The sequence below is a fragment of the Stenotrophomonas sp. FW305-C-20-S1 genome (genome assembly GCF_058783335.1).
The window spans coordinates 22,706-36,670 of sequence record NZ_JBYTEK010000012.1 but is presented as its reverse complement, the minus strand read 5'-3'; the positions used below and the strand labels follow the sequence as shown (position 1 = coordinate 36,670).

Genomic DNA, 13,965 nt, shown 5'->3' with positions numbered 1-13,965 from the left:
AGAATAAAGCCGCATGACGTTGACCCTGCCCACCTGGCTGACCCTGTTGCGGATCGTGATGATCCCGGTGCTGGTGCTGGTGTTCTACCTGCCCTACACCTGGACCAACTTCGCATCGGCGGCGATCTTCGGCCTGGCCGCGATCACCGACTGGCTCGATGGCTGGATCGCGCGCCGTTACGGCCTGGAGTCGGCGTTCGGCGCCTTCCTCGACCCGGTGGCGGACAAGCTGATGGTGGCGGTGGCCCTGTTCCTCATCGTGCAGGGTCATCCGACCCCGTGGATGGCGTTCTGGGCGGCGGTGATCGTCGGCCGCGAGATCGCGGTGTCGGCGCTGCGCGAGTGGATGGCCGAACTCGGCCAGCGTGCCAAGGTGCGGGTGGCGATGATCGGCAAGGTCAAGACCACCGCGCAGATGGTCGCGCTGCTGTGCCTGCTGTATTCGGTGGCGCCGAACGTTCCGGTCGACGACATCTGGATGGGCCCGCCGGTGTTTCATATCGGTGACTGGACCCTGGCCATTGCCGCGGTGCTGACCCTGTGGTCGGGCCTGCAGTACCTGCACGCCGCCTGGCCCAGCCTGCGTGACGACGAGCGCGCCGCGCGCGAGCGTTCGCGGCAGAAGAAGCTGGGCAACTGAGCACCGGGGTCGGATCCCTTTCCGCGAGAAAGGGCTCTGACCCCATCGCTGCCATCATCCACGCATGGCGTGGATCTACTGGGCATGCGTGCACTGTGTGGGGCTTCGCGTGATCCCTCATCCACGCATGGCGTGGATCGCCTGGAATGTGGCCTGCGGTAGATCCACGCCATGCGTGGATGACGCATTCCATGCCCTCTCGATCTGCCTGAAAAAAAGGCCTTGACGCGTTGCGCAGAACAGGTAGAATTTCGCCTCCCAAGCGGGAATAGCTCAGTTGGTAGAGCGCAACCTTGCCAAGGTTGAGGTCGCGAGTTCGAGTCTCGTTTCCCGCTCCAGATTCAAGAAAAGCGCTCCCGAAAGGGAGCGTTTTTCGTTTGGCCGGAGCGGCTTCATCCCCACTTCACCGCCACTCCATCGCCTCACCATGTGCCGATCCGACGCTGTGCTCCCGGATCCAGCAAGGTGATGCCGCGATGCCTCACACTCCCCCTGCCAACGACTACGACGTGGTCATCGTCGGCGCCAGCTTCGCCGGCGCCGCCTGCGCACTTGCCGCCGCTCAGTACGGCCTGCGCGTCTGCGTGCTCGAGCGCAAGGCCGACCCTGGCGAACGCCTGCACACCACCGGAATCGTGGTGAAGGAGGCGATGGAACAGACCTGGCTGGGGCGCATGCCCGATCATCTCGTGCAACGCGTCGCACGCGTGCGCCTGTATGCGCCGAACCTGCACAACGTGCTGCTGACCGCACCGGGTTACTACTTCCTCACCACCGATACGCCGAACCTGATGCGCTGGCTGGCCAGCGAACTGCGTGCCAGTGGCGTGGACCTGCGGCTGCAGCAGTCGTTCACCGACGCCTGCCGCGACGGCGACGCGTGGCAGGTTGAAGGGGTGGGGCGCACGGCCTGTCTGGTCGGCGCTGATGGCGCACGATCACGTGTTGCCCAGCGCACAGGCCTGGGCCAGGTGCGCGACAACCTGTATGGCGTCGAGCGCGAGTTTGCCGGCGTGCAGCTGCCGGAAGGCGATGCCTTGCACTGCTTTGTCAGCCGCCGGTTCGCACCCGGCTACATCGGCTGGGCCGCGCAGAATCCCACCGGCGTGCAGGTGGGATTGGCGCTGCGGCATGATCCCGCACATGCACGCCCGCCGGATATCGAGGGATTCCTTGAACACGTGCGCGACGTTGTGGGACTTCCGCACTCGGCCCAGGTTGCCGGCACCCGCGCGGGCCTGGTGCCCTGCGGGTTGCCGGATGGCCCGATCACTGCGCCGGGCGTGATCCTGACCGGTGATGCGGCAGGTGTCGTCTCGCCGCTGTCGGCCGGCGGCATCCACTCGTCATGGCGGCATGGCTGGGCGATCGGTGATGCGATCGGGTTGCACCGGCGCGGCAAGGGGCCAGCCGCAGAGCAGGTGGCGCGTCAGGCCGCCCCCACCTTTCACCGCAAGCGCATGCTGCGCTGGGCAATGGACCACCTGCAGCGGGACTGGCCGGTCAATGCGCTGCTGCGTACCGGCCCGATGCGCCGGCTGGCCGAACAGATCTACTTCCATCGGCGGGGCGTGCGGATGTGATCTGAAGCTGAACGCTGCTTCATGAGGGGGCAGCAGAATCCTGTTGACGCCGTGCAGCAATCCCGACACAATAGCGCTCCTTCGACGCAGGTCGAACGGAATCTGCGGGAATAGCTCAGTTGGTAGAGCGCAACCTTGCCAAGGTTGAGGTCGCGAGTTCGAGTCTCGTTTCCCGCTCCAGATTCAGAAAAACGCTCCCGCAAGGGGGCGTTTTTCGTTTGCGCACCGGAAAGGGATTGCGATCGCGCTAGCGCGGGCTGCCTCGGCCCGCACCGCACCAGGTTCGCACGTCCGCACGATCGAAGCCGGCGCAGGCGTTCTTCCGCGTGATGTACAGATACGGGGCGTCGGCCCGGTAGGTGAAGTGGTAGTAGTAGTTCCGGTCCTGGCCGTACACCCAGTAGTTCGACGAGCCCTCGTTGATCACGTAGGGCTCGAAGGAAAAGATCGACGACTGCGCGGGAATGAAGTTGCTGCGGTCCATCAGCAGCATGGCCGCGTTCGACGCCAACGGAGTGGTCAGGCAGATCGCCGTCGTGCCCACGATGAGTACGGTCGCGAAGATGCCGAGCGTGCGGCGAAGGGCGGATTTCAAGCGTATTGCCTGCCGGTGGAAGCGTTCAGGACAATGTGCCGCAGCGCCCGCGGACAGTCCAGCGTTCAGCTTGGCGGCGCCGATGAAAGGCTGTGGAAAGGCCGAGGGTTCGCAATGCATGCACCGCACACGCGCTGTAACGCACCTCCGACCGATTCTCCATGTCCACTCCACAATCGCGGCGTAGCCTCCTCGGCTTCTCTCTCCACGAAGGCGGGCGGGTGGCCAGTCGCATCACTTTCCCGGCAGCGTTCGCGCAACGGAATGCCGTCGTCCCACGCATCGTCCTGGGTACCTGGGCGCTGCTGACCAGCATGATGCTGGTGGGCTGCATGTCGGTGCCGGTTCCCGATCTGCCTGATCGCGTACCAGCAGTCTGGAGTCAGACCGCGGCAGGGCAGGGCGTAGCGGTCGACGCGCGGCAGTGGTGGAAGGTGCTGGCCGATGCGCGCTTGAACGCGCTGGTGGACGAGGCCGTCGCCGGCAATCTGGACCTGCGCCAGGCCACCCTGCGGTTGCAGGCGGTACGCCTGCTGTCGGGCACTTCCGATGCGCGCTTCCGTCCGGAAATCTCCGCCAGTGCCAAGCAGGTGCAGGACGCCGCTGCGGTCGACACGTACTTCCACGCCGGCGTTGAAGCGATCTGGGATCTTGGCCTGTTTGGCGCAGCGGAGAGTGCCCGTCTAGGCGCGCAGGCGGCCAACGGAAATGCCGAAGCACTGCGCGATGCGGCACAGGTGGCGGTCATCGCTGATGTCGTGCGCAGCTACCTGGATCTTTCCGTCGCGCAGGCGCAGGTGGATCTGCTGGGCAGGCAGCAGGCCGTTGACGCACGTGGCGAGCAACTGGGCCTGGTGCGGCAGCGCCTGCATCTGGACGAGCCCGGTGAACTGGATCGCCTGCGCGCGCGGCGGGCGGCCACGCGCGCGGCCATTGCACAGGCGAATGAAAACGCGGGCAACGCCTCGCGCGCGTTGGCGCTGCTGCTGGGGCGCGATGGTCCGGATCCGGCCTGGAATGCGTACCGCACGCCACCGCAGTTGAGCGCCTTCACCCTGCAGCAGGTGCCGGCCGATCTGCTGCGCCATCGCCCGCAGATCCTGCTGGCCGAGGCCGATGTGCTGCAGGCTGCCGCCGAAAAGGGCAGTGCACGCGCGTCGATGTTCCCGAAACTGAGCCTGGGCGGTTCCATCCTGTACGCCTACAACCTGACCCAGAACGCTCGCTCCAACTCTGATTCCAGCCCATCGATCGGTCCCTACATCGATATCCCTCTGTGGGATTGGGGCCAACGTCGCGCGCGCTATCAATCCGACGACAAGCAGCTGGATGCAGCCTTGCTGGGATATCGCAAGGCAGTGCTGCAGGGCGTGGCGGAAGTGGAGGGTGCACTGGGCAGCCTTGCCCGCCAGGACAGCAGCATCCAGTCGCTGCAGGTGGCCGACGAAGCAGCCCGGCAGCAGGTCGTACGACAGGCCCGGCAGGTGCAGCTTGGTCTTTCCAGTGAGTTCGACGGGTTGGAAACCCAGCGTGTCGCGCTGTCCGCGCAGGCCGACCTGATCGGCGCGCAGGGTGCTCGCGTACTTGCATTCGCGTCGCTCTATCGCGCAGTGGGCGGTGCTCCCTTGCCAGCCGAGCCTGAAGGCGACGCGCAATGATCGCGCTTGCCCGCAAGACCCTGGTTTACGAGTGGCGCCGTTTCCTGCCGGTAGTGCTGGCCATGTGTTTCGCCGGCGTGCTGCTGATCGTGCAGGCGGCGCTGGTGCTGGGCATCTTCGGCACCGCCGCGATCTACGTGAAGGCGTCCAGCGCCGATGTCTGGGCGGGCTTTGCCGGCACGCAGAGCGTGAACTACGGTCATGCGATCAGTGCGGATGTAGAGAATCGCCTGCGGATGGACCCGGATGTCACCCGCGTCGAACCCTACGAGTGGGTCGATGGCGAGTGGCGCTCCAGCGCACAGGGTGCCGGCAACGTGTCGGTCTATCTGTCCGGCATCTCCACGGCAGGCGACGCGATGATGTTTTCGCGCATCCTGTCGCCCGATCTGCGTGCCCGGTTGCGCGAACCCGGTGCGGTGATCGTCGACAGCGCGGACCTGGATACTCTGGGCGTCGATCTGCATCGCAACCGCGCGTGGATCAATGGCAAGGCCGTGCGTGTGGTTGCCGCGCAACCCGGCCTGCGTGGCCTTGGCGGTGTCAACGTGCTGGCGTCTTTGGATACCGCGCGTGCCATCGCCGGAACCGATCCGCATGAAGGCAGCACCTACTTCGTGGCGGGCACGCGCTCACCGGAGCTGGCCGCGCGCGTGCGCGATCGCCTCAGTGCATCGACGGGCCGCGCCACGCCCGTCGAGTTCTGGACAGCGCCGGAGTTCGCCAGTCGTTCGCAGCAGTACTGGCTGTTCGATACCGGCGCCGGCATCGCAGTGCTGTTCATGGCGGTCATTGTCTGCTTCGTCGGCGCGGTGATCACCAACCAGTCATTTGCCGCAGTGGTGGCCGGGTCGGTACGCGAGTACGCCACCCTCAATGCGCTCGGCGCAGGCCGCTACGCGCTGGCCCGTGTGGTGTTCGAACAGGCCGTGCTGATCGGTGGTGTCGGCATGCTGCTGGCCGCTGCCTTCAGCGCGGTGGTGCTGATGGTCGCGCAGACCCAGCGCGTACCGGTACAGCTCACGCCGACGGTGGTTCTTGGCTGCGTGGGGCTGGTCGCGGTGATGGCCATGCTGTCGAGCATCATGGCGGTGCGCAGCGTCGTCCGTTCCGATCCATCGCTGCTGTTGCGTTGAGGGGCCACCGATGACGAATGCTCCCATCGCGATCCCGACCCTGCGTGCCGACGCACTCGAAAAGGGCTTCGTGTCCGGCGATGTGCATGTGCCCGTGCTGCGTGGCCTGTCGCTGGACATCTATCCCGGCGAGTTGACCCTGGTATCGGGCCCCTCCGGCTGCGGCAAGAGCACGCTGCTGTCGCTGATGTCCGGGCTCTCAACGCCTGATGGCGGTCGCGTGCATGCGCTTGGCCAGGACGTCAGCCACATGACCCGCAGCGAGGTGGAGCGCTTCCGCCTGCACCACGTCGGTTTCGTGTTCCAGGGCTTCAACCTGTTCCCGGCGCTGACGGCGCTGGAGCAGGTGCAGCTGCCGTTGGGCTATCGCGGCATGCGCAACCGCGACAGCGAGCCGTTGGCGCGGCAGGCGCTGGACGAAGTCGGCCTCTCGCATCGCAGCCACATGCGCCCGGCACAGCTGTCCGGCGGCGAGAAGCAGCGCGTAGCCGTCGCCCGTGCGTTCGCCAAGTCACCCACGCTGATCTTCGCCGATGAGCCCACCAGCGCACTGGACGCCGAGAACGGCCAGCGCGTGATCGACATCCTGCACCGCTATGCACGCGCGCATCAGGCCACGGTGTTGTGTGTAAGCCACGATCCACGCCTGATCCGCCATGCGGATCGGGTGATCGCCATGGAAGACGGCACGGTCCGCGATGACCGCCGCCAGAACAAAACCGTAGAGCCCAGCCCATGACCAGAATGCCGCCGTTGTTCTCCCTCAGCTTCTCCTTGGGCGCGGCATTGCTGCTGGGTGCCTGCAGCAAGGATGCACCCGTACCCGCGCAGCCGACCGCTGCCACGGCCGCCAGCGCGGACAACGTCGCCGTCGCGCGCGGCATCATCGATGTGGAAGGCGGGCTGATTGCACTGGTACCAGCGATGGATGGTTCGGTCAGCACCGCGCCGGTGAAGGAAGGAGCGGTGGTGCGCAAGGGCGATGTCCTGCTCACCCTGGATGGCGCACTGCTTGAACAGGAGGTGGGCATGGCCAATGCCGATCTCGCGCTGGCCACCGATCGACTGAAGGGCAGCCAGGCGCAGCTGCGCGAACTGGAGCGCAACGCCACCCGCCTGGCCACCGGCGCCAGTGAAGGCGTGTCGTCCAGCCAGCAGGCTGACGCAGCCAGGCAGCAGCTGGCCGGCGTCCGCGCCGATGTGGATGTGGCCGGAGCGCAGGTCGACATGGCCCAGCACAAGCTGGAGCACGCCAGGCTCAAGCTGCGACAGATGTCGCTGACCGCACCGGATGCCGGCACCGTGGTCGGCCAGGTGCCGGGCGTGGGTGCGTTCGTGCAGGCCGGCAAGCCGGCGATGTCACTGTTGCCGGCGCGACCGTTGCAGGTGCGTGCCGAGCTGAGTGCGGCCTACGCCGATGCCGTGCAGGTTGGCATGCGTGCGACGGTGGTGATCGATAGCGATGGCGCAGAGGGCAAGCCACTGCCGGTGGCACGCGTGGTCCGCATCAGCCCGGTGTTCGCGCAGGCACGATTGCCCGAGGACGCAGGGCGCGGCGTCGCCAAGGTGGTGGAGTGCGTGCTGGAATTCGATAGCGCCGCCAAGGCGCGCGTCGGCCAGCATGTGCGGGTGGAGTTCCACAGGTAGGGGCGTGCTTCGCTAGGCGCGCGCGCGTCGGGTCTGTTTCCGGGTCAACGCCCGCCACGCACTGGCCAGCGACACCACGCACAGCGCCAGCAGCACAGCCAGGTCGAGCAGCAGCAGGCGCAGCAGATGCATGCCCTGCACCGGTGCCTGGTGCAGGGCAGCGGCCAGCCACGGGAACGACCAGGCCAGCAGCAGCACCAGGGCGATCAGCAGTCGCAGCCACGGGCGCCCTGGTTTCCAGGGGCGCACGATCAGCACGGTGACCACCAGTTCCGCTCCGGCCAGTACAGCGAACTGGATGACCGCGCCGGTGGGGTAGGGCAGGGTTGCGCCTTCGAAGTGGCGCAGCATCCAATAGTCCGGGGTGAAGCCCGCATTGATCAGTGCAGCAATCACCGCAAGCCAGGCCAGGGCGACAAGGCTCCAGCACAGGCGGGCGAAACGAGGTCTCGTGGGCGGGTTCATCGGTGCTGCGGACTGTTGACGGCGTGAAGGAATTTGGACACAATAGCGCTCCTTCGACGCAGGTCGGAGAATCTGCGGGAATAGCTCAGTTGGTAGAGCGCAACCTTGCCAAGGTTGAGGTCGCGAGTTCGAGTCTCGTTTCCCGCTCCAGATTGCACAGGGCCCCGGTTGGGGCCTTGTTTTTCTCTCGCCACGGCAAGGCGGGGCACGTTGAGCCACAAGGCTCTTCGCGCAGTCAGAAAAGTGAAAACTGTTGTGAAATGGCTGGTGTGTGTCCCGGGCTTCCGGTACCATGACGGCTTATGCGGGAATAGCTCAGTTGGTAGAGCGCAACCTTGCCAAGGTTGAGGTCGCGAGTTCGAGTCTCGTTTCCCGCTCCATGTTCCGACAGGCCCCATCGCGGGGTTTTGTCATGTCAGGGGCGTCGTTCCTGATCGCAGTACGTTGGCCTCATGGCAGAGTGGCTATGCACCGGATTGCAAATCCGTTTACAGCGGTTCGATTCCGCTTGAGGCCTCCAATTGAAAAGCCCTGACTCCGGTCAGGGCTTTTTTCTTTGTGCGGACCCCTGGCGCCAGCAGGGGTACCAAACTGCACATGCGACCCGGCGGGACCGGCTGCTAACGTCGCCGCACTCCTCTTCAGCGGTGGTGACTGCAGTGCGGAACCTGGCCATCCAGCAGGCGGTGTACGTTCCTCTCGGCGCCATGCTGGCGCTGATCGCTTTTGCATTCACCGTGCCCGGCTACCACCCGCTCTCCCAGCACCTCAGCGAGCTGGGCCTGATACCGGGGCTGCCAGCCAAGGCGGTGCAGGTCGGCGCGGTGGTCAGTGGCTCGGCCATCATCGTCTTCAGCCTTGCGTTGCTCGCACAAAGCCGCCGTTTCGCGCTCACGGTGCTCACCTCCATCCTGTTCGGCGTGTCCATGGTCAGCAATGGCGTCTTCACCACGGGCAGCCCGCTTCATGGCCTCTATGGCATCGGCATCTTCTCGATCCTGACCCCGCTGCTGTTCCTGGCCGAGCTGGGCCCTGCTGCGTCGACGCGGATGGCCTGGATTGCGCGTGCCATCTCGCTGCTGGGGATGGCCTATCTGTGGCTGATGCTTTCCGGATTCGACCCGGAGCCCTATCGCGGCCTCACCCAGCGCATCGCGCTGCTGCCGGCGTTCGGCTGGTACACCTTCGCTGCGCTGGAGCTGCGTCGATCCCGCGTCTGAATCAGCGGCTTCTTCAACCCCTGGTTCGCAGTGCGCAGCCAAGGGTTCAGGCAGGCAATGGCAAAGGATCGTCAGCGCGGAAATTGCGCGCCACCGGCGTGGTGGTGCCCACATAGTGGCGGAACAGGTAGATCAACGGTGTCCAGCGCTGCACGTCGATGTGCTGGGTACCGGCAACGGTGATCGCCTCGTGCGCATGCACCCGGCAGATCCGTCCTTCGACGATCATGAAGCCCTGATCCTGCGTTCCGCTGGACCGGTGCGAGGCGAGCAGCGTGACCTCCACCTGCAGCGGGCATTCGGCAATCGCCGGCGGTGCCACCTGCACCGAATCGACGCGGCTGAAGCCGCCCAGTGCGAACTTGTCAGGCACATGCACGTACCCCATGGCACGCTTCGATTCCGGCACCGGGGTGCGGGCGGTGGCGCGGGCGATGGCTTCAACCTGCGCCGCCTGCGTGGCATCTGCGAAGTTCAGTACGCATTCGCCGCGTGCCAGAAGGTTGCTGCAGCCCTGGCCCTGTTCGCCGATGCCGAGCACCACGCGGTCGCCCAGCGCCCAGAATGACGAAAGCGGGCTGATGTTCGCACTGCCGTCTTCATTCAACGTGGTCATCAGCACCACCGGTGTTCCCGGGTAGAGCACGGAGGGGGTGATGCAGCGGCGTTGGAGGTCTTCCGGTGACATGCCTGAGCTCGTGGGGTGCGGGCGATGACTGTGCCCTGTGCAGGGGCGCGCATGCTTCGATCCGGGTCGAACGATGCGCGGAAAGCGGCATGCCACAATGCGGCCATGGTCCAGACGTCCCGCTCCTTCATCCATGTCGGCACGCTGGTCGGTGACCACGCACGCGCGGCCATGCTGTTGACGTTGATGGATGGCCGGGCGCACACGGCGTCCGAGCTGGCCGGCGTGGCTGGCATCTCGCCGCAGACGGCAAGCAGTCATCTACGGCGGTTGCTCGACGGCGGCATCCTGGCCGTGGAGGTGCAGGGACGCCACCGCTATCACCGGATTGCCTCGACCGAGGTCGCCGACATGCTGGAAGGCATCCTGCGTTTCAGCGATCAACGGCCACCGCTTTCTCCACGAGCGGTACGAGTTGATGCCGGCTTCCGCCGGGCGCGCACCTGCTACCGGCACCTGGCGGGTGAATACGCTGTCGCCATCTGTGACCACCTGCTGAGCACCGGGGCGATCTCCACGGCTGCAGACCATTGGCAGATGACGTCCCATGGCGCCTCCATCCTGCGCGCCGTGGGGCAGCCGCTGGAAGCGTTGATCGCGCGATCGCCACAGGTGACGCCCGCGCGATACTGCCGCGGCTGCCTGGACTGCACCGAGCGGCGCCCGCACATGGCCGGCATGGTGGGTGAAGCACTGCTGGAGAGTTTCCTGCAGAACCACTGGCTGCGTCGCCTCGCGGGGCGGCGCGACCTGCAGGTCACACCTGCCGGGCAGGAGGCATTCCGCAGGCTGTTCGACGTACACGCCTGAGGCCCGCCGCGCGCCGCTGGCAGTCTCAGCCGGCCACGACATTGCGACGGGGTATGGTCGGAGTCCTGGTCTTCGGGAGCAGCAATGGCAGGCAAGGACATGAGGGGCCGCATGCACGATGCGGCTGGTCGGCAATGAGCAGGTCAACCGCAGATGTGCGCTGGCTTACTTTCCGGCTGAAGAACGGGCAGTCCATCGGCCCCGATCAACTGAAGGATGGCTGGGTCGTCGCCTCGGAGAGCCGTCATTGTGATGTGCGCCGGGAGAGTATCGAGGGCGCTGGCGTGGTCTATGCCCTGTATGGCCCGCCGGATCTTCCGTCTCCGCGCCGCGCCGAACTGCGCATGCGCGACTTCCTCATGCGCTCCGGCTATACCTTCACCATGGGTACGCTCGGCCACTGATGCGGTCGGCGACTCAGAAGGGAGCCGCTGCTGCCTTCAACGCCTCGACCACCTGTGAATCCGCAAAGCCGCAGTGGCCTTCGCCCACCGCAGGCAGTACGCGCGGCAATGGCGTGGCGCCAGCGTGCTCGGCCAGTTGCGGATACACCGCCTGCATGCGCGGCACGATGCTCGGGTCGTTGTTGTTGAACTGGATCACCAGCGGTCGCTTGAGCGCGCCGGTCAACGCCAGCTTTTCGCGCACGTATCGCTGTGCCGGCGCAGCAGGTGCCAGCCGCTGCACGCCCGCGTTGAACGCCTTGTCGTCACCGAATCCGCGGTAGACGGTCGTAACGTTGCCGACCGGCATGCCGCCGGCGCGCGTGGCCAGTTCGTGCAGGATCATCGCGTGCAGGCTGATCGTGCCCGGCAATGCCTCCACGCTTACCTGCAGCCGTGCAGCCAGTTGCGCAGCCACGGCCGGCCGGGTCTGAAGCGCGGCGGCGATGCCTTGATAGAGCTCCATCTGCGGCAGTGCCGCAGCTTCCGCCGATGCCAGGCCCTGCCGGGGCAGTGCCTTGGCTTCGGGGAAGAAATAGTCGAACGCCACCAGGGTGGTCAGCAGGTCATTGGCCAGTTGTTCGCCAGGCAGGTTGGCCCCGCAAAGCGACACGCCACCGGCGTAGTGCCGTGGCAGGCGTTCGAGGGTGGCGATGGCTACCGCACCGCCCATCGAAAAGCCGAGAATCCAGGTGCGACGCACGTCCTTCAATTCGGACACGGCGTGGGCGCGCAGGCGTTCCATGTCCACGATCGCATCTGCCACCGCCCAGCCCTGGCTGGCATAGGCGCTCTGCGCCACGGCATAGCCCGCTGCAAGGAGGCTGGCGGTGCTGTCGTTGGCCGGCATCGGTGATGGCTGCGGCACGCCGACCGGTTCATAGCCATGCGCCAGCATCACCAGTTCGCCGTTCCAGCCGGCGGGCACGTCCAAGCGCCAGCGCGCGCCCTGCAGCTCACCGCTGGAGGTGCGTGGCGTGGCGGGCGGCGCGGCGGCCTGCGACACGTGCGGAAGCAGCAGGACCAGTGCCAGGACCAGCCGGTGGAAGGTTCGCATCATGGTCTTTGCCCTGGCCGGTGTGGTCTGCGCGGAAGGTGCCGCCTGTATAGCGCTGCCCCTGCACGGTGGCTAGCCCCTGACGCAATGCAATCGAATTCGATACGATCTGCTGTATCTGCTCCCTTCCATTTGATCTTGGGTCCCGCCATGGTCGATCGCCTCGCCATCCTGCTCGAACGCTTCGCGGTCACCGCCTCGGTGTTCCATGCCGGCGCGCTGTGCGGCATCAACAGCCTGGAGGCCGAAGGCGACGCCGGCCAGCTGCACCTGGTGCGGCGCGGTCCGTTGCAGGTCAGTCATGGCACGCAGACCGTGCAGGTCGACGTTCCCAGCCTGCTGCTGTATCCGCGCCCGCTGCCGCATCGCTTCCACACCGATCCCCAGCACGGCGCCGACATGGCCTGCGCCAACCTCCATTTCGAGGGCGGCAGGCTCAACCCGATCAGTGCCGCGCTGCCCGATTTCATCTGCCTGCCGTTGGCCGAACTGTATGGCGGCCATGCCGCCCTGGAGCTGTTGTTTGAGGAGGCATTCGAGCAGCGCTGCGGTCGCACGGTGATGGTCAACCGCCTGTTCGAGGTGGTGATGATCCAGGTGCTGCGGCAGTTGATGGAGGGGGGCGAGATGCGCGGCGGCCTGTTCGCCGGGCTTGGCCATCCACGGCTGCGGTTGGCGCTGGTGGCCATGCACGAGGCACCCGCCCAGGCCTGGACACTGGAAGATCTGGCCGATGTTGCAGGCATGTCGCGCAGCGTGTTCGCCGCCAGTTTCCGCGAGGCTATGGGAACCACGCCCGGGCAGTATCTGCAGGGCTGGCGGGTAGGCCTGGCGCAGCAGGCGTTGCGGCAGGGGCGACCGTTGAAACGGATCGCCGACGAGGTTGGCTATGGCAGCGAGGCCGCGTTGTCGCGGGCGTTCAAGGCACACACCGGGCAATCGCCACGGCAGTGGCGCGGACAGGCGCGCGCTGCTGCCGGCTGACTGTTACCCCAGCGCGAGCCGGGTCAGCTTCATGCCGGCGAACAGCCCGGCCAGGCCCAGGGCTACCGAGCCGCCGGCGTACAGTGCGGCCAGGCCATGCTGGCCCCGCTGCAGCAGCAGGCCGGTTTCCAGCGAGAAGGTGGAGAACGTGGTGTAGCCACCAAGAATGCCGGTGGCCAGCAGCAGGCGCAGTTGCGGCGACGCGCCATTGCGCAGCGCAAACGCCTCTACCACCACGCCCATCAGCACGGCGCCGCTGATGTTGACCAGGAACGTCGACCAGGGCCAGGTGCTGCCGGCAGCCACGCGGGCGCCGATCAGATTGCAGGCATGGCGCAGGCAGGCGCCGACACCGCCGCCCAGGAATACCAGCACATAGTTGTTGAACGTCTGCATTGCTTGCCTCGAGTGCGTGTTCGCAGGTTCGACGGCGGACGCAATGGCGGGCACGGCCTGCCATCGACGAACGCCGGATTCGTCTCAGCAGGAGCCATCAGCCATCTCAGGCGGTTATCGGGGGAGCCCCATCCCCATCGACGGCCATGCTACCAGCCCGCGATGGGTCAGGGCAGGGCAGTCATCACCACGCGTGCGACCTTGCCGCGGCTGACGCCCTCCATCAGCAGGTCATGGGCCATCAACCCCAGCGTGGCCTCGCGACGGTAGCCCACCTCAAGTCCGCGCTCGTCAAGGATGTGGGCGACCAGCTCATAGGCCGCTTGCCAGACATCCAGATGGGCTTCGCTGGGCATGTGCATGTAGGCCGTGCCGCGCTCGCCGACTCCCCGTCCCAGCGGGCCGAACAGCAGCTCGCGTGGGTCCAGCTTCACCGCATCGGCAATGCGGAACAGCTGTTCGGCTTTCACGTGGTTGGCCTTGACGTGGTCGTTGAGCCAGTTGCTGACCGTTGCCGTCGTCGTTTCGGCGGCACGCGCCAGGTCGGCCGGGCGTGCATGCCCGGCGTCCTTCATGGCGACCGCGAGTCGTTGTCCAAGAGTATTCATCTATGCAAGCCAGCTTAACGCGTGGAAGCGAAAGA

At 66.2% G+C, this 13,965-nt stretch carries 16 protein-coding genes, 5 tRNA genes and 1 riboswitch; of the genes, 15 read left to right on the top strand and 6 right to left on the bottom strand.

Going from position 1 to position 13,965, the window contains the following annotated elements; translation table 11 throughout:
* Window positions 1-13 precede the first annotated feature (13 nt).
* From pgsA to AC3WTC_RS08645, 4 genes are all read left to right on the top strand, one after another.
* Entirely contained in the window at window positions 14-640 is a 627-nt protein-coding gene (gene pgsA, locus AC3WTC_RS08660) for a CDP-diacylglycerol--glycerol-3-phosphate 3-phosphatidyltransferase (RefSeq protein WP_025875200.1), read from the top strand.
* A 262-nt stretch (window positions 641-902) separates the two neighbouring features.
* Window positions 903-978, top strand: a tRNA-Gly gene (locus AC3WTC_RS08655).
* Between the two features lie 138 nt (window positions 979-1,116).
* Window positions 1,117-2,223, top strand: a complete 1,107-nt coding sequence (locus AC3WTC_RS08650) for an NAD(P)/FAD-dependent oxidoreductase (protein ID WP_492711297.1) — start codon at window positions 1,117-1,119, stop codon at window positions 2,221-2,223.
* Window positions 2,224-2,327: 104 nt separating this feature from the next.
* Window positions 2,328-2,403: transfer RNA gene (locus tag AC3WTC_RS08645), tRNA-Gly, on the top strand.
* A 67-nt stretch (window positions 2,404-2,470) separates the two neighbouring features.
* On the opposite strand, the gene AC3WTC_RS08640 is transcribed toward AC3WTC_RS08645, so the two are convergent.
* Window positions 2,471-2,818: a hypothetical protein gene (locus tag AC3WTC_RS08640; protein ID WP_492711296.1), complete on the bottom strand. Its 348-nt coding sequence runs from the start codon at window positions 2,816-2,818 to the stop codon at window positions 2,471-2,473.
* Window positions 2,819-2,979: 161 nt separating this feature from the next.
* Between AC3WTC_RS08640 and AC3WTC_RS08635 the strand changes: the two genes are divergently transcribed.
* The 4 genes from AC3WTC_RS08635 to AC3WTC_RS08620 are packed head-to-tail and all read left to right on the top strand — an operon-like array spanning window position 2,980 to window position 7,259.
* Window positions 2,980-4,476 carry a TolC family protein gene (locus AC3WTC_RS08635; protein WP_492711295.1) on the top strand — a complete coding sequence of 499 codons (1,497 nt, stop codon included), beginning with the start codon at window positions 2,980-2,982 and terminating at the stop codon, window positions 4,474-4,476.
* The gene (locus tag AC3WTC_RS08630) at window positions 4,473-5,612 is read left to right on the top strand and encodes an ABC transporter permease (RefSeq protein WP_492711294.1); all 1,140 of its coding nucleotides are present in this window, start codon (window positions 4,473-4,475) and stop codon (window positions 5,610-5,612) included. The genes AC3WTC_RS08635 and AC3WTC_RS08630 overlap by 4 nt, the downstream gene beginning before the upstream one ends.
* Before the next feature lie 10 nt (window positions 5,613-5,622).
* On the top strand, window positions 5,623-6,351 hold the full coding sequence (locus AC3WTC_RS08625) for an ABC transporter ATP-binding protein (RefSeq protein WP_049464392.1): 729 nt from the start codon (window positions 5,623-5,625) through the stop codon (window positions 6,349-6,351).
* Complete coding sequence (locus tag AC3WTC_RS08620; RefSeq protein WP_492711293.1) at window positions 6,348-7,259, top strand: HlyD family secretion protein; 912 nt, start codon at window positions 6,348-6,350, stop codon at window positions 7,257-7,259. The genes AC3WTC_RS08625 and AC3WTC_RS08620 overlap by 4 nt, the downstream gene beginning before the upstream one ends.
* A gap of 12 nt (window positions 7,260-7,271) precedes the next feature.
* On the opposite strand, the gene AC3WTC_RS08615 is transcribed toward AC3WTC_RS08620, so the two are convergent.
* Window positions 7,272-7,724, bottom strand: a complete 453-nt coding sequence (locus AC3WTC_RS08615; protein ID WP_492711292.1) for a hypothetical protein — start codon at window positions 7,722-7,724, stop codon at window positions 7,272-7,274.
* 74 nt (window positions 7,725-7,798) lie between these two features.
* On the opposite strand from AC3WTC_RS08615, the gene AC3WTC_RS08610 reads away from it, so the two are divergent.
* The 4 genes from AC3WTC_RS08610 to AC3WTC_RS08595 all read left to right on the top strand — a co-directional run bounded on the left by AC3WTC_RS08610 (window position 7,799) and on the right by AC3WTC_RS08595 (window position 8,944).
* Window positions 7,799-7,874, top strand: a tRNA-Gly gene (locus tag AC3WTC_RS08610).
* A 154-nt stretch (window positions 7,875-8,028) separates the two neighbouring features.
* Window positions 8,029-8,104: transfer RNA gene (locus AC3WTC_RS08605), tRNA-Gly, on the top strand.
* 66 nt (window positions 8,105-8,170) lie between these two features.
* Window positions 8,171-8,244 (top strand) — tRNA-Cys (locus AC3WTC_RS08600).
* 139 nt (window positions 8,245-8,383) lie between these two features.
* Window positions 8,384-8,944, top strand: coding sequence for a DUF998 domain-containing protein (locus tag AC3WTC_RS08595; RefSeq protein WP_154879828.1), 561 nt, complete (start codon window positions 8,384-8,386; stop codon window positions 8,942-8,944).
* Between the two features lie 46 nt (window positions 8,945-8,990).
* Here AC3WTC_RS08595 and AC3WTC_RS08590 read toward each other — a convergent pair whose 3' ends face one another.
* A complete protein-coding gene (locus AC3WTC_RS08590; protein ID WP_492711291.1) occupies window positions 8,991-9,632 on the bottom strand; it encodes a flavin reductase family protein in 642 nt (213 codons plus the stop codon).
* Window positions 9,633-9,737: 105 nt separating this feature from the next.
* Between AC3WTC_RS08590 and AC3WTC_RS08585 the strand changes: the two genes are divergently transcribed.
* Complete coding sequence (locus AC3WTC_RS08585) at window positions 9,738-10,442, top strand: ArsR/SmtB family transcription factor (RefSeq protein WP_492711290.1); 705 nt, start codon at window positions 9,738-9,740, stop codon at window positions 10,440-10,442.
* Between the two features lie 134 nt (window positions 10,443-10,576).
* Window positions 10,577-10,846 carry a hypothetical protein gene (locus tag AC3WTC_RS08580; protein ID WP_025875177.1) on the top strand — a complete coding sequence of 90 codons (270 nt, stop codon included), beginning with the start codon at window positions 10,577-10,579 and terminating at the stop codon, window positions 10,844-10,846.
* 13 nt (window positions 10,847-10,859) lie between these two features.
* Here the strand turns inward: AC3WTC_RS08580 and AC3WTC_RS08575 are convergent, their stop codons facing one another.
* Window positions 10,860-11,942, bottom strand: a complete 1,083-nt coding sequence (locus AC3WTC_RS08575) for an alpha/beta hydrolase family protein (RefSeq protein ID WP_492711289.1) — start codon at window positions 11,940-11,942, stop codon at window positions 10,860-10,862.
* 150 nt (window positions 11,943-12,092) lie between these two features.
* Here AC3WTC_RS08575 and AC3WTC_RS08570 point away from each other — a divergent pair, with 150 nt between their 5' ends.
* The gene (locus AC3WTC_RS08570) at window positions 12,093-12,926 is read left to right on the top strand and encodes an AraC family transcriptional regulator (protein ID WP_032976490.1); all 834 of its coding nucleotides are present in this window, start codon (window positions 12,093-12,095) and stop codon (window positions 12,924-12,926) included.
* Window positions 12,927-12,929: 3 nt separating this feature from the next.
* On the opposite strand, the gene crcB is transcribed toward AC3WTC_RS08570, so the two are convergent.
* Both crcB and AC3WTC_RS08560 read right to left on the bottom strand, forming a co-directional pair.
* Window positions 12,930-13,322: a fluoride efflux transporter CrcB gene (gene crcB / locus AC3WTC_RS08565; protein ID WP_025875171.1), complete on the bottom strand. Its 393-nt coding sequence runs from the start codon at window positions 13,320-13,322 to the stop codon at window positions 12,930-12,932.
* An 81-nt stretch (window positions 13,323-13,403) separates the two neighbouring features.
* Window positions 13,404-13,467, bottom strand: a riboswitch (Fluoride riboswitch).
* A 22-nt stretch (window positions 13,468-13,489) separates the two neighbouring features.
* Window positions 13,490-13,930, bottom strand: coding sequence for a helix-turn-helix domain-containing protein (locus AC3WTC_RS08560; protein WP_223485056.1), 441 nt, complete (start codon window positions 13,928-13,930; stop codon window positions 13,490-13,492).
* Window positions 13,931-13,965: the final 35 nt, after the last annotated feature.

Coding starts and splice junctions, on each gene's coding strand:
- pgsA (WP_025875200.1), top strand. CDS start 14: ATGACGTTGACCCTGCCCACCTGGCTGACCCTGTTGCGGATCGTGATG.
- AC3WTC_RS08650 (WP_492711297.1), top strand. CDS start 1,117: ATGCCTCACACTCCCCCTGCCAACGACTACGACGTGGTCATCGTCGGC.
- AC3WTC_RS08635 (WP_492711295.1), top strand. CDS start 2,980: ATGTCCACTCCACAATCGCGGCGTAGCCTCCTCGGCTTCTCTCTCCAC.
- AC3WTC_RS08630 (WP_492711294.1), top strand. CDS start 4,473: ATGATCGCGCTTGCCCGCAAGACCCTGGTTTACGAGTGGCGCCGTTTC.
- AC3WTC_RS08625 (WP_049464392.1), top strand. CDS start 5,623: ATGACGAATGCTCCCATCGCGATCCCGACCCTGCGTGCCGACGCACTC.
- AC3WTC_RS08620 (WP_492711293.1), top strand. CDS start 6,348: ATGACCAGAATGCCGCCGTTGTTCTCCCTCAGCTTCTCCTTGGGCGCG.
- AC3WTC_RS08615 (WP_492711292.1), bottom strand. CDS start 7,724: ATGAACCCGCCCACGAGACCTCGTTTCGCCCGCCTGTGCTGGAGCCTT.
- AC3WTC_RS08590 (WP_492711291.1), bottom strand. CDS start 9,632: ATGTCACCGGAAGACCTCCAACGCCGCTGCATCACCCCCTCCGTGCTC.
- AC3WTC_RS08585 (WP_492711290.1), top strand. CDS start 9,738: ATGGTCCAGACGTCCCGCTCCTTCATCCATGTCGGCACGCTGGTCGGT.
- AC3WTC_RS08580 (WP_025875177.1), top strand. CDS start 10,577: ATGAGCAGGTCAACCGCAGATGTGCGCTGGCTTACTTTCCGGCTGAAG.
- AC3WTC_RS08575 (WP_492711289.1), bottom strand. CDS start 11,942: ATGCGAACCTTCCACCGGCTGGTCCTGGCACTGGTCCTGCTGCTTCCG.
- AC3WTC_RS08570 (WP_032976490.1), top strand. CDS start 12,093: ATGGTCGATCGCCTCGCCATCCTGCTCGAACGCTTCGCGGTCACCGCC.
- crcB (WP_025875171.1), bottom strand. CDS start 13,322: ATGCAGACGTTCAACAACTATGTGCTGGTATTCCTGGGCGGCGGTGTC.
- AC3WTC_RS08560 (WP_223485056.1), bottom strand. CDS start 13,930: ATGAATACTCTTGGACAACGACTCGCGGTCGCCATGAAGGACGCCGGG.